This is a genomic window from Sporosarcina limicola (assembly GCF_014873855.1).
GTDB classification, from domain to species: domain Bacteria; phylum Bacillota; class Bacilli; order Bacillales_A; family Planococcaceae; genus Sporosarcina; species Sporosarcina limicola.
Map to the genome: position 1 here is coordinate 128,234 of NZ_JADBEL010000002.1, position 13,023 is coordinate 141,256.

A 13,023-nucleotide genomic window follows, 5' to 3' on the forward strand; every position below is an offset into this window, starting at 1 on the left:
GACTAGTTCATACTTATCTATCAGAAACAAGTAATCCAACGATTTGAAAACCGTTCCAAACCGGCTTTGCACCTTCTTCTATTAGCTTGTTCGGTCCTGCTGACAGAGTCGAAGTGATTGGGCCAGGAACAGCAAAGATATCTTTTCCGTGATCGAGTGCATGTTCAACTGTACTCATTGTTCCGCTTTTGTCTGCCGATTCAGTGACAACAACCGCATTGGACAAACCGCTAATGATACGGTTGCGCATTGGAAAAGTCCAACGTTCGGGCTTTACATATGGCGGATACTCGGTAAGAAGTAAGTGATTTTTTGCAATTTCATCTGCCAGCTGCTGATTTTCTTTCGGATAAAGATGAAATAACCCATGCCCAAGGACGGCGATTGTTTTTCCTCCAATTTCAAGTGTAGCTTCATGTGCCATCGTGTCAGCGCCTTTCGCAAGTCCAGATACGATGATAGCACCATTTTCCACTAGCGGAGGAACGATAAGTGACATGGCCTGCTTTGAATAAATTGTCGCTTTTCGGGAACCAATAATCGCTATTTTAAACTCATTGTTGAGGTACGTGAAATCGCCTTTCGTATACAGGACGGCTGGCGGATCAATAAGATTTCGTAAATGTTCAGGATAAAGGGGGTTTGTGAACGGGATTGGGGTGATTGCATGCCGTTCATATAATTCTTCGTATGGGGTGGTGGAGTTACGGATCAAATTTTCCTTAAGTCGATTCGCCTTTTGTACTGTGATTTTCAGTATTTCGGCGAATTCAGTTGCTCGGTACGTGAATAGCTTTTCGAGATTGGGGTCTGTCTCGTAAAGCCTTTTCAATCTGTTCCACGGTACCGGAAATACATAATGAAGCGCTAACAACCGTTTTTCTGCATCTGTCATTTCCATCGAAGTCCTCCTTTTTGATAAAAAAAAGATGCAACGCGTCAAATGACACGCTACATCCTCCATATTAGTGTGTTTTACACTTTTCGTACAGACCTTTTTCTTTAATTACTTTAATTAGCGTTTCTCCGATGACCGATGGCGTAGCCGCAACTTCAACACCCGCCGCGTTAAGGGCTTTAATTTTCTCTGCCGCTGTTCCTTTACCACCAGAGATAATTGCACCAGCATGCCCCATACGCTTGCCTTCAGGAGCCGTTTGGCCACCGATGAAGCCAACTACAGGTTTAGTCATGTTTTCTTTGATCCACGTTGCAGCTTCTTCTTCAGCTGTTCCGCCGATTTCACCAATCATGACAACTGCATATGTTTCAGGGTCATTATTGAATTCTTTCAGTACATCGATGAAGTTTGTTCCGTTAACCGGATCCCCACCGATACCAACAGCTGTCGTCTGACCGATTCCAGCTTGGCTCAATTGGTGTGTAGCTTCATACGTAAGGGTACCTGAACGTGAAACAACGCCAACATGGCCTTTTGTATGAATGTAGCCAGGCATGATGCCGATTTTACATTCATCCGCAGTGATAACACCAGGACAGTTCGGGCCGACAAGACGTGTTTTCTTGCCTTCCATATAACGCTTCACTTTTACCATGTCAAGGACAGGGATATGTTCTGTAATACAGATGGCCATATCAAGATCTGCGTCAACCGCTTCCATGATTGCATCCGCAGCGAATGCTGCAGGTACATAAATAACCGAAACGTTTGCACCTGTTACTTTTACAGCTTCTTCAACTGTATTAAATACAGGAACACCCTCAGCTTCAGTTCCGCCTTTACCCGGCGTAACTCCACCAACGATTTTTGTTCCGTACTCAAGCATTTGCTTTGTATGGAAAAGTGCAGTAGCACCCGTAATTCCTTGTACGATAACTTTTGTGTCTTTGTTAATGAAAATACTCATGGTTTGTCCCTGCCTTTCTTAGCCTACGAGTTCAACAATCTTTTGTGCACCGTCTGCCATTGTATCGGCAGCGATGATGTTCAATCCTGATTCATTCAATAGAGCTTTACCTTTGTCTACATTTGTACCTTCTAAACGTACGACAAGTGGTACTTGAAGGCCGACTTCTTTTGAAGCGACGATTACGCCCTGTGCGATGACGTCACATTTCATGATACCACCAAAAATGTTGACGAAAATCCCTTTGACGTTTTTATCTGAAAGGATGATTTTGAACGCTTCTGTAACTTTCTCAGCTGTTGCACTACCTCCAACATCAAGGAAGTTGGCAGGTGATCCGCCGTAGTAGTTGATTGTATCCATCGTAGCCATCGCAAGACCTGCACCGTTAACCATGCAACCAATATTTCCGTCAAGGGAAATGTAGCTTAAGTCATACTTCGAAGCTTCAATTTCTTTTGCATCTTCTTCATCGTAATCACGAAGTGCCATGATGTCTTTGTGACGGTAAAGCGCACTGTCGTCAAAGTTGAATTTCGCATCTAGTGCAAGTACGTCGTCCCCTGCCGTTACAACAAGTGGATTAATTTCAACAATCGATGCATCTTTTTCTACGAATACTTGATACAGTCCAAGCATAAATTTCGCTGCTTTGTTTACAAGATGTGCAGGAATATTCATTTTGAAAGCCATTCGGCGTGCTTGGAAACCAGTCAAACCGGCAACTGGGTCAATGACTTCTTTGAATATCTTTTCAGGTGTCGCTTCCGCAACTTCCTCGATGTCCATTCCGCCTTCTTCAGAACCCATAAGTGTTACACGGTCTGTTGCACTGTCAAGGACAAGTCCTAGGTAATATTCTTTCTTAATGTCAGAACCTTCTTCGATAAGAAGACGTTTGATTTCTTTACCTTCAGGACCTGTTTGATGTGTGACAAGTGTTTTACCAATCAATTCTTTTGCATATGCACGCACTTCATCAAGATTTTTAGCAATCTTGACGCCGCCCGCTTTACCACGGCCACCCGCGTGGATTTGTGCTTTAACAACGATGACGTCTGTTCCAAGCTCCTTAGCCGCTTTAACCGCTTCTTCCGGAGAAAAAGCGACGAGGCCGTTCGACACAGCTACACCATATTCCCTAAGTAGCTGTTTGCCTTGATATTCATGGATATTCATCTTACATCCTCCATTCGAACTTACATCTCATAATTTACTGCCTTATCTATTGTAGTAAACATGTCAAACAATGTCCACAATTGTATGCTGAATGTAGAAATTTGTCGAAAAAAAGTCAAGTCTATAATCTCTTTTTCAGTCCATGCTCTCGATCAAGTTGGTAAATGTATGCAAAAACCTCCGATACTGCCTTGTACAACTCGTCGGGAATTGACTCGTTCAAATTCAGCTGCCCTAATATTTCTACAAGACTTGGATCTTCTTGGATTGGAACATCATTTGCTCTCGCTTTTTCCAAAATATTTTCTGCGATTTTCCCTTTCCCTTTTGCCACTACTTTCGGGGCTTCGGCTAAATTAGGCTCGTAAGAAAGGGCGACCGCTTCTTTTCGGATATGTCGTTTATCGTTCATATGAGGAAATCAACTCCTTGTCCGTCTGTTTTCAACCCCTTTTTCTTTTTCAATACTTCTTTCTTTTCCTCTTCGAATTGCTTATAGAAAACACCCGATAGTTTATATCCAGCTGAGTCAAGTCCTTCTTTTAATTTTTGTTGAAGTTGTCCCCCGACAATTTTCAGTGTGTCATCCGCATTAAAAACAGTGACCGATACGACCCGATTTTGAACTTGCATATCAATGATTGTTTTTTCAATTGACTCGAGTTCAAGGTAAAAAAGAATCCGCGCAAAGTCCGGATCGATTTTACCATCCTCTTTCATACGACCATTCCATTGCAATGTCGCATCGATGCGTTTTCCAAAAAATTCAAGCGGAACTTGCATAACGAGCTGATGTTGAACGCCATTTTCTCCTGATTGGAGTAGCGGTCCGTTCATTCTCATGACAACCGTTTCAGCCGCTACACGTAACGCAGAAGAAATGCTGGGATCTTGTATGAGCGCTAGCAATTGTGGCTTCAACGCTTCCGCAAGACGTCCGAAATCGGATTCTTTACTAAGAAGTCCCGCTTCATAATTAAACCCCAATGATCGAATAACTGTTTGCAAGGCTTCTTTCATAGCCCTACCATCAACAGCTGCGGCAACTGCTGCTTCTGTCGATTGCATCATTTTCTGGATTACCGGATTATCAGAGTGTTCCGCCAATTTTTGGAATGTTGTCAAATTACCCGCCCCTTGATGCCCTAGCATGGACAACATTTGCTCTTTTGGACCTTCGGTTGTCTGGAACGGTGTCGCAAGTACATTCTGAGCATTCATTCGGATGATTGCCTGTCCGATGTCCCGGACAAGTCCTGCTGTTGTTTCTGTATTCTGCGGGGAACCTATTGCACGATCAATAATTGCAATAAGCTCGGCTTTTTGTTGCGAATTCATGCCTGTTTCGGCCATGATGGATGCTTTCAGTCCTTCCAATGGGACATTGGCTAAAGGTTGAGGATTAGTACTTATTTGTCTAAGATTGTTCAAAATTTGTTGCATTGATTGTCCTGTTTGTGTAGTTTGCTGTGATGAAGCTAGATTTTCAGGACGACCAACACTATCATTTGTGAGTAGTGAAGTGAGCACTTGTTGCAAGTTTGCTAGTGAGGTTCGATCCGGTAATACACCTGCTTCTTTCAACATTTGCAGTATTGTAAACCTGCTCGCTGGTGTTTCGGCGCTATCAAGAAGTGCCAAGAGAGAATGACTAAGAAGCGTCGATCCCGTCGCCTGCGCAAAAGGTTTGGCCATATTCTCCAATACGGACAGAATCATATTTCTAACTTGGGGCGATAAGGAGGTATCGGCGAGCAATGCACTTTTCAGTGATGCCAACACATTGTGCAATCCTTCTTTCGTTTCGACACCGAGTAGTGAACGGAATAGATTTTCAGTGAACGGCAATTTCAATTCGGCCAGCCTTTGAATTGACATAAGAGCTTCATTACGCATGGCGGCCGGAACACTTTTCAAAAGACTTTCCGCTTCTAGCAAGTTTTCCCTCGTCATCGGAATCTTATTTCGCATGACAAATGAGAGTAATGCCTGCATTTCAGGTGTTTTCGGCAATTGCATCGCATCCATCAGACCATTTAGTTGACGAGCCTGCCCTTCCGTCGCCTGCAACGGTCCTGATATGATTTTCAATTGAAGTTCCGGCTTGATTGCATTCACTTGAAAATAATAGGACTCGCCCACTTTCATCGGAACTTCAAGTTTTGCCACCATCTTCTGTCCGCCGATTTGCACCTCAGCCATTTGTCCTGGAAAAAGTTGTTTGATCTGGCCATGGAACATCTGGCCTTCATTCAAAATGAGTGGTCTGTTTTGGGCAGCGTTAACTATTGCTTGTCCGGTCAGTGGTGCCATTGTTGGAAAACTCAATTGTCCCTTCCCCTTTCTGCCACCATCGATTTAACAGGTTCGAAACTTGTTCGATGATGTTCACATGGTCCGTATTTCTGTAACGCTTTCACGTGCTCGGCTGTTCCGTATCCTGCATTTTGTTTGAAGTTATAAACAGGGAAGTCGATATGTAATTCATCCATCAGGGCATCTCTCGTCGTTTTTGCGATGATAGATGCCGCCGCGACTGCCAAGCTTTTCGCATCACCTTTCACAACAGACTCTGTCGGACAATCTGTATCAAGAACCATCGCGTCCACAATGACAAAATCCGGTCGGACTGATAGCGCTTTAACCACTTGTTCCATCGAGTCTCGTGTCGCGGCATAGATATTCAACTCATCGATTTTTTCTACTGTTTGAATGTGCGCCGAATAGGCAATTGCGACATTACGAATCTCTTTGGCCAATCGTTCCCGTTCAGCCTTTGGGATGTTCTTTGAATCATCAAGCCCGATAAGACCAGGTGTTTTTTGTGGTAAAATGACCGCTGCAGTGACTACAGGGCCAGCTAACGGTCCTCTGCCGGCTTCATCCACCCCTGCAACCATCGCTCCCTCAAACGGCGCATGCGATATATCAAACGCCCTTTTCGTCATATGAGCTTTCTCTATCGCTTTCCTTTTATCATACTGTCGTCGCCAACGTATAAGTGCATTTTTCACTCCTGTCCTATGATCGGTCTCTAGTTTTTCCAACCAAGGCCCAGGTTCTTCAACCGTTTGCAACATCTCCACTATGTCTTTGACTGTCTTTATTTGAATCACCTTCCAGAAGCAGCTATTTTACTTTTCTATTATATCGGCAATTCATACCACTTTTCGACAAAAAAATAAAAGAAAGGCCGATTGCCGCGGAAAAATTCCGAATCGGCATCAACCTAATCATTTTGTATTTGTTGTGATGTGAAGTCAAATGTTAATTTTCCAAGATATTCATTTCGTATATCCCGAACAATTAGCTCCGCCACTTTGTCATAATCCACTTCTCCACCTGTTGAATACACTTTACGAAGTAAACCGATTTGATTGAAAATAGGTAGGATATCTTCACCCACGGCCTTCAGTCCATATCGTTCTGTGAGTCGTTTAGGGTAATTCAATTCAAGAAAACGGAGGCCGTACACCGCTAAATCCTCCATATTAACAATCGAATCTTTGATAGCGCCTGTCAGTGCAAGTTTATACCCTACTTCTTTATCTTCAAATTTAGGCCATAGGATACCTGGCGTATCGAGCAATTCGAGTTCTTTTTCAAATTTAATCCATTGTTGAGCTTTTGTAACGCCCGGTTTATTACCCGTTTTCGCAATATTTTTTCTTGCGAGCCGGTTAATAAGTGTCGATTTTCCGACATTCGGAATACCTACAATCATCGCACGGATTGCTCCTGGTCGGATACCTCTCTTCCGCATCCTTTCCAATTTCGGTTCCAAGATCTCTTTTGCGACTTTCGTGACTGTCTGAAGACCTTTTCCTTCGAATGAATCGATTGCTACTGCACGGATTCCCTGTGTTTCAAAATAGTTAATCCATCTTGCAGTTTCAGTATCATCGGCAAGATCCATCTTGTTCAATATAAGAAGTCGCGGTTTTTGATGAATGACTTCATCAATCATTGGATTTCTGGATGAAAGCGGAAGTCTTGCATCGACCAGTTCAAAAACGATGTCAACAAGTTTCAACTGCTCCGTCACTTCTCGCCGCGCTTTAGCCATATGCCCTGGAAACCATTGAATTGTCATACTTTCATCCCCTTTTATCAGTTGACGATTCCGAAATCTTTGATTGGCCAGAATACAATTTTTGTATTACCGATAATTTCATCGATTGATACGGCGCCAATAAGTCTTGAATCCTTACTTTTTCTTCTGTTGTCCCCCATGACAAATACATGACCTTCAGGGACCGTTTTACTTTGAATCTTCCCTTCAAGCGTGAAATTCTCAGTCAATGGACTATCTGCAATTTCCGCTTTGTATGCATCAAGATAAGGTTCATCGTACGGCTTTCCGTTTATAAACAACACATCATCCCGATACTCAACCTCGTCACCAGGAAGGCCGATGACCCGCTTGATGTAATCTTTCTGTTCTGGTGCGTGGAATACGACGATATCGAATCGTTTCGGTTCTCCAATTGTGTACCCAATCTTATTAACTACCATCCAATCACCGTTCTCCAGTGTTGGCATCATGGATACACCATCGACGACAATCGGTGTAAATAGGAACACACGAATAATCGCTGCAAGTCCAAATGCAATCAATAGCGCCTTCATCCATTCCCATGTTTCATTTTTCTTCTTTTTTTCATTCATCACAAAAGCCTCCCGCATGCTACTCTCACTATTGTACAGTCTATTCATATTTCAGGCAAAAAGAAAGGAGACCGTATTAATGGCCCCCTAGTCTTTGTTTTATCGGATTTCTTTAATACGTGCGGCTTTTCCACGTAGATTGCGAAGATAGTACAATTTCGCACGACGTACTTTACCACGGCGTATTACTTCAAGTGTCACGATTTTTGGTGTGTGTACAGGGAATGTACGCTCAACGCCTACACCGTTTGAGATTTTACGGACTGTGAATGTTTCACTGATTCCGCCTCCACGACGTTTGATGACGACACCTTCAAATAGTTGGATACGCTCACGCGTTCCCTCTACAATTTTCACGTGCAAACGGACTGTATCTCCCGCACGGAATGATGGATGATCTTCACGAAGCTGATCTTTCGTAATTGCTGCAATAAGATTTTGCATTATTTATCTCTCCTTATCCACAGATGTTCATGCACTTCCTGCCTTTGCAGCGGAACACCAGTCAGTATGTACTTCACATAGAAGTACATAGTAGATAGTATCACAAAGCGCAATTGGATGCAAGTTGTTCTATTTACTTTTTTTCACGTTTTAATTGTACAAGAAATTTCTGTTGATGCTCTGTAAGCGGCGCGTCTTGTAACAGGTCCTTTCTCCGTTCAAATGTTCGGAGAAGGGATTGTTCTTCTCGCCATTTGTCGATTTTCGCATGATTTCCGGACAACAGCACTTCAGGAACTTCTAACCCATTGAAATTGGCAGGTCTGGTATATTGGGGATGTTCGAGTAAGCCAGTCGAAAACGAATCGAGCACAGGAGAATCCACATTGCCAAGCACATTCGGTAATAACCGGACGACACTGTCGATGATAGCCATCGCAGCTATTTCTCCGCCAGTCAGAACAAAATCACCGATAGACAATTCATCGGTGACGAGATGTTGACGAATGCGCTCATCATAGCCCTCATAATGTCCGCAAATGAATACAAGATGTTCATCCGCCGCAAATTCTTCCGCTTTCTTTTGGGTGAACTTCTCCCCTTGTGGACACATTAAAATGACTCGAGGCAGTTTTTCCAACCCTTCAGATAACGCTTCAACAGCAGCGAATAACGGTTGGGGCTTGAGTACCATACCGGCACCACCGCCGTATGGATAATCGTCGACTTTGTGGTGCTTATCCGTAGAGTACTCACGAAAATCAGTCACTTCAAAAGATACCGCTCCGTTCGTCTGTGCTTTTTTCATGATTGATGAATGAAGGACGCCTTCGAACATTTCAGGAAATAACGATAGGACATCGATTCTCATCATGAAAGAAGTCCTTCCATCGGATCAATGACGATTCTTTTGTTGTCGATATCGACCTCTATGACAATTTCATCGATATACGGGATATACTGTGGTTTCCCCTTTTCAGGCGTTACTGTCCAAACATCATTCGCACCGGTTTCAAGAATCTCCGTTACTTTGCCGATATCAATGCCTCCAGTCGTTACAACTGCGCAACCAATAATCTCATGATAGTAGAACTCACCTTCATCCAGTTCACCCAATTTATCCTCAGAAATTTTAAAAATACCGTTTCGATACTTCTCTACATCATTTAGATTCGGATGGTTTTCGAATGTTAGCAAATCGAAAGTCTTATGCTGGCGATGACTTGCGACAGTAAGATAAATCGGGGCTTTACTCTCCGGCATGAAGAGGGCAAGTTTATTCCCTACCGTATAGCGTTCTTCTGGGAAATGAGTGCGTGAAATAACACGAACTTCTCCCCGGATACCATGTGTATTGACGATGGTGCCTACATTAAACCAGTTCATATGCTTTACCTCCTTTATTTAGACAAAAAAGGAAGGAACATTTGCTCCTTCCTTCTCCATATCAATCTATAATGTCGATTGAAACCTTTTTGCCGTGGTGACTTCCTGCTGCTGAATAAACAATAGTACGTATCGCTTTCGCTACACGTCCCTGCTTTCCGATCACTTTTCCCATATCATCGGGATTCACTGATAGTTTGTAGATGATACGATTATCGTGCTCATCCATTGCAACCCGGACATCCCCGGGATAATCGACTAACGGTTTGACGATTGTTTCAATCAGCTGCTTCATGGACACCCCTCCTGATTATTTACCGTGTTTAGCGTTATGGAATTTCTCCATGATGCCTTGGTCAGAAAACAGGTTACGGACTGTATCAGATGGTTTCGCACCGTTTTGAAGCCATTTTAGTGCAGCTTCTTCGTTGATTTTCACTTCCGCTGGTTTTGTTAGCGGGTTGTAAGTTCCAACTGTTTCGATTTGACGACCATCACGTGGTGAACGTGAATCTGCAACAACAATACGATAGAAAGGACTTTTCTTTGCTCCCATACGTTTAAGACGAATTTTTACTGACATTTTTTCTTGCACCTCCGAATAGTTTCACACAAGATAGTATATTATCAAGCTTTCTCATGTTTGTAAAGTGTTTTTTCTTAACACCATAAATTTCTTTGCAGAATCAGCCTTTTCATTTGAAAAACGAATCGAATCCAGGCATCTTCATTTTCTTTTTACCTTTTTGTTGCATGCCTGTCATCTGCTTGACCATCTTCTTCATATCTTCAAATTGCTTCAACAGTCGGTTCACATCTTGGATAGACGTCCCAGACCCTTTGGCAATCCGTTTACGACGGTTCGCATTGATGATATCAGGGGTGATACGCTCTTGCTTAGTCATTGAATGGATAACGGCTTCTACGCGCCCCATCTGCCCTTCATCGACTTTGGCATTCTCGAGGCCCTTGATTTTACCGGCACCCGGCATCATTTTTAGAAGTTCCTCGAGTGGCCCCATCTTTTTCACTTGTTGAAGCTGATCTAGGAAGTCGTCAAGCGTGAAAGATTGGGTACGGAACTTCAGTTCAAGCTCTTTCACTTTCTCCTCATCAACATTCTCCTGGGCTTTTTCGATAAGTGACATGACATCTCCCATACCAAGAATACGAGAAGCCATACGCTCTGGATGAAACGGTTCGAGTGCATCCATCTTCTCGCCCATTCCGACAAACTTAATCGGTTTGCCAGTAACTGAACGGATAGAAAGAGCTGCTCCGCCCCGTGTATCCCCATCCAGTTTCGTGAGAACGATGCCTGTAACCCCAACTGTTTCGTCAAAACTTTGCGCGACATTCACCGCGTCCTGTCCCGTCATCGCATCGACAACAAGGAATACTTCTTCTGGTTTTGAGAGTTCGCGGATATCTTTTAGTTCTTGCATCAGTTCTTCATCGACATGTAACCTTCCCGCTGTATCAATGATGACGACATCATGATGCTCTTTTTCTGCTTCTTCTAGTGCTTGGCGAACGATTTCAACGGGAGATACATCCGTTCCAAGTGCAAATACGGGTACTGTCAACTGCTTCCCTAGTGTTTCTAGCTGTTGGATTGCAGCTGGTCGGTAGACGTCTGCCGCAACGAGTAACGGGTTTTTATTATGCCGTTTCCGTAAGACTGTTGCTAATTTCCCTGTTGTGGTCGTTTTCCCTGCACCTTGAAGTCCAACCATCATGATGACGGTTGGTGGTTTTCTTGAAAACTGAATTGGATTCTGTTCTCCGCCCATCAAGTTCGTTAGTTCATCTTTAACAATTTTTACGACTTGTTGACCGGGAGTAAGACTTTTCATGACGTCTTGGCCGATAGCCCGTTCACTTACCGTTTTGACAAATTCTTTCACAACTTTTAAGTTAACATCCGCCTCGATTAGTGCAAAACGTACTTCTCTCATCATTTCCTTGACGTCTGCTTCACTGATTTTCCCTTTGCCCGTGATTTTCTGAATCGTCCCTTGCAGGCGCTGGGCTAATCCTTCAAATGCCATGCATAGAACCTCCTACTCATGATCTTTTAATGTGCTCAACAGTTTCCTTAATGCTTCCGATCGTGTATCCGTGTCTGTTATGAGCTGTTCAAGCTGATCGACAATTTCAATTCGATTCTGGAACTTCGAAAACAGATTCAATTTTTCTTCATAGTCTTCAAGCATCGCTTCCGTCCGGCGAACATTATCATAGACGGCCTGACGGGATACACCATACTCCCCCGCGATTTCTCCGAGCGATAGGTCTTCCAAGTAATATAACTGCATGTAAAGTCTCTGCTTGTCAGTCAATAGCGACTGATAAAAATCAAAGAGGAAGTTAATGCGTGTCGTTTTTGCAAGCACCATATGTCTTGCCTCCTCCACTTGTTTCTTCCCCTAATATCATAGTCTGACGGCTATGTACCGTCAAGCAAAATTACTTGTCTGTATCGTTCTCTTCCTGTTCTAGTCCATCCGCGAAAAGTCCGTATACATACTTCTCAGGATCGAACGGTTGCAGGTCATCCACGCCTTCTCCAAGACCGACAAATTTGACAGGAATATTCAATTTACTGCGAATCGCCAGTACGATACCACCTTTTGCAGTCCCGTCAAGTTTCGTCAAGACAATCCCCGTGACGTTTGTGGCATCTTTGAATGTCTGTGCCTGAACCAATGCATTCTGACCCGTCGTTGCATCAAGGGTAAGAAGAACCTCATGCGGCGCACCTTCAACTTCCTTACTGATAACCCGATGAACTTTTTCGAGTTCTTTCATCAAATTCACTTTATTTTGAAGCCTTCCAGCAGTGTCACAAATGAGTACATCCACCTTGCGATTTTTTGCAGCACGTATTGCATCATACATGACTGCGGCAGGATCGGAACCTTCCGATTGACGGATGACTTCCACTCCAGCACGTTCGCCCCAGACGACAAGTTGATCGATGGCGCCAGCACGGAATGTATCCCCTGCTGCCAACATGACTGTTTTTCCTTCCGCCGTTAGTCGTGCTGCGAGTTTACCAATTGTTGTCGTCTTACCGACACCGTTAACCCCAACCAGCAATACGACGGTCAAACCGTCTTCTTGGATATTAAGATTGTTATCTAGCTCCTCGCCCGCTTTATAGATTTCTACAAGTTTTTCAGAAATGACCGATTGGATGCCAGCTGTATCTTTGATATTTTTACGTTGCACCTCAAGCTTTAGTTGATCAATCAATTCCATTACCGTTTCGAAACCGACATCCGCCTGAAGTAACAGTTCCTCCAGTTCTTCAAAAAACTCTTCGTCGACTTCGCGGAAGCGTGCCACAAGGTCATTCACTCTCGACGTGAACTGATTACGAGTTTTCGACAAGCCTTCTTTAAACTTCTCCGTCACCGATTCATTCGTTCCTGTTATTTTCTCTTTCAACTTTTTTAAAAAAGACAATGCTCAC

16 protein-coding genes are annotated in these 13,023 nt (G+C 43.5%); all 16 read right to left on the reverse strand.

The genetic code is table 11. The features are described from left to right. Positions 1 to 13 precede the first annotated feature (13 nt). Entirely contained in the window at positions 14 to 901 is an 888-nt protein-coding gene (gene dprA, locus H4683_RS02730; RefSeq protein WP_420826533.1) for a DNA-processing protein DprA, read from the reverse strand. 64 nt (positions 902 to 965) lie between these two features. Then, on the reverse strand, positions 966 to 1,868 hold the full coding sequence (gene sucD, locus H4683_RS02735; RefSeq protein WP_192597297.1) for a succinate--CoA ligase subunit alpha: 903 nt from the start codon (positions 1,866 to 1,868) through the stop codon (positions 966 to 968). An 18-nt stretch (positions 1,869 to 1,886) separates the two neighbouring features. Then, on the reverse strand, positions 1,887 to 3,047 hold the full coding sequence (gene sucC / locus H4683_RS02740) for an ADP-forming succinate--CoA ligase subunit beta (RefSeq protein ID WP_192597298.1): 1,161 nt from the start codon (positions 3,045 to 3,047) through the stop codon (positions 1,887 to 1,889). A gap of 121 nt (positions 3,048 to 3,168) precedes the next feature. Next, positions 3,169 to 3,459 carry an EscU/YscU/HrcU family type III secretion system export apparatus switch protein gene (locus tag H4683_RS02745; protein ID WP_192597299.1) on the reverse strand — a complete coding sequence of 97 codons (291 nt, stop codon included), beginning with the start codon at positions 3,457 to 3,459 and terminating at the stop codon, positions 3,169 to 3,171. After that, a complete protein-coding gene (locus H4683_RS02750) occupies positions 3,456 to 5,375 on the reverse strand; it encodes a hypothetical protein (protein ID WP_192597300.1) in 1,920 nt (639 codons plus the stop codon). The genes H4683_RS02745 and H4683_RS02750 overlap by 4 nt, the downstream gene beginning before the upstream one ends. After that, entirely contained in the window at positions 5,372 to 6,163 is a 792-nt protein-coding gene (locus tag H4683_RS02755) for a ribonuclease HII (protein WP_338062378.1), read from the reverse strand. The genes H4683_RS02750 and H4683_RS02755 overlap by 4 nt, the downstream gene beginning before the upstream one ends. A gap of 113 nt (positions 6,164 to 6,276) precedes the next feature. After that, positions 6,277 to 7,140 carry a ribosome biogenesis GTPase YlqF gene (gene ylqF, locus H4683_RS02760; protein ID WP_192597301.1) on the reverse strand — a complete coding sequence of 288 codons (864 nt, stop codon included), beginning with the start codon at positions 7,138 to 7,140 and terminating at the stop codon, positions 6,277 to 6,279. A 17-nt stretch (positions 7,141 to 7,157) separates the two neighbouring features. Then, positions 7,158 to 7,715, reverse strand: coding sequence for a signal peptidase I (lepB, locus tag H4683_RS02765; RefSeq protein ID WP_192597302.1), 558 nt, complete (start codon positions 7,713 to 7,715; stop codon positions 7,158 to 7,160). 99 nt (positions 7,716 to 7,814) lie between these two features. Continuing rightward, positions 7,815 to 8,159, reverse strand: a complete 345-nt coding sequence (rplS, locus tag H4683_RS02770) for a 50S ribosomal protein L19 (RefSeq protein WP_192597303.1) — start codon at positions 8,157 to 8,159, stop codon at positions 7,815 to 7,817. A gap of 133 nt (positions 8,160 to 8,292) precedes the next feature. Continuing rightward, on the reverse strand, positions 8,293 to 9,030 hold the full coding sequence (gene trmD / locus H4683_RS02775) for a tRNA (guanosine(37)-N1)-methyltransferase TrmD (protein WP_192597462.1): 738 nt from the start codon (positions 9,028 to 9,030) through the stop codon (positions 8,293 to 8,295). Beyond that, positions 9,030 to 9,545, reverse strand: coding sequence for a ribosome maturation factor RimM (gene rimM, locus H4683_RS02780; RefSeq protein WP_192597304.1), 516 nt, complete (start codon positions 9,543 to 9,545; stop codon positions 9,030 to 9,032). The genes trmD and rimM overlap by 1 nt, the downstream gene beginning before the upstream one ends. 61 nt (positions 9,546 to 9,606) lie before the next feature. Beyond that, on the reverse strand, positions 9,607 to 9,840 hold the full coding sequence (locus tag H4683_RS02785; RefSeq protein ID WP_192597305.1) for a KH domain-containing protein: 234 nt from the start codon (positions 9,838 to 9,840) through the stop codon (positions 9,607 to 9,609). Positions 9,841 to 9,855: 15 nt separating this feature from the next. Then, on the reverse strand, positions 9,856 to 10,128 hold the full coding sequence (rpsP, locus tag H4683_RS02790; protein ID WP_192597306.1) for a 30S ribosomal protein S16: 273 nt from the start codon (positions 10,126 to 10,128) through the stop codon (positions 9,856 to 9,858). Positions 10,129 to 10,240: 112 nt separating this feature from the next. Further along, a complete protein-coding gene (ffh, locus tag H4683_RS02795; RefSeq protein ID WP_192597307.1) occupies positions 10,241 to 11,596 on the reverse strand; it encodes a signal recognition particle protein in 1,356 nt (451 codons plus the stop codon). Between the two features lie 12 nt (positions 11,597 to 11,608). Further along, positions 11,609 to 11,941 carry a putative DNA-binding protein gene (locus H4683_RS02800; protein ID WP_192597463.1) on the reverse strand — a complete coding sequence of 111 codons (333 nt, stop codon included), beginning with the start codon at positions 11,939 to 11,941 and terminating at the stop codon, positions 11,609 to 11,611. Positions 11,942 to 12,014: 73 nt separating this feature from the next. Beyond that, a complete protein-coding gene (gene ftsY, locus H4683_RS02805; protein WP_192597308.1) occupies positions 12,015 to 13,016 on the reverse strand; it encodes a signal recognition particle-docking protein FtsY in 1,002 nt (333 codons plus the stop codon). Between the last annotated feature and the right edge of the window lie 7 nt (positions 13,017 to 13,023).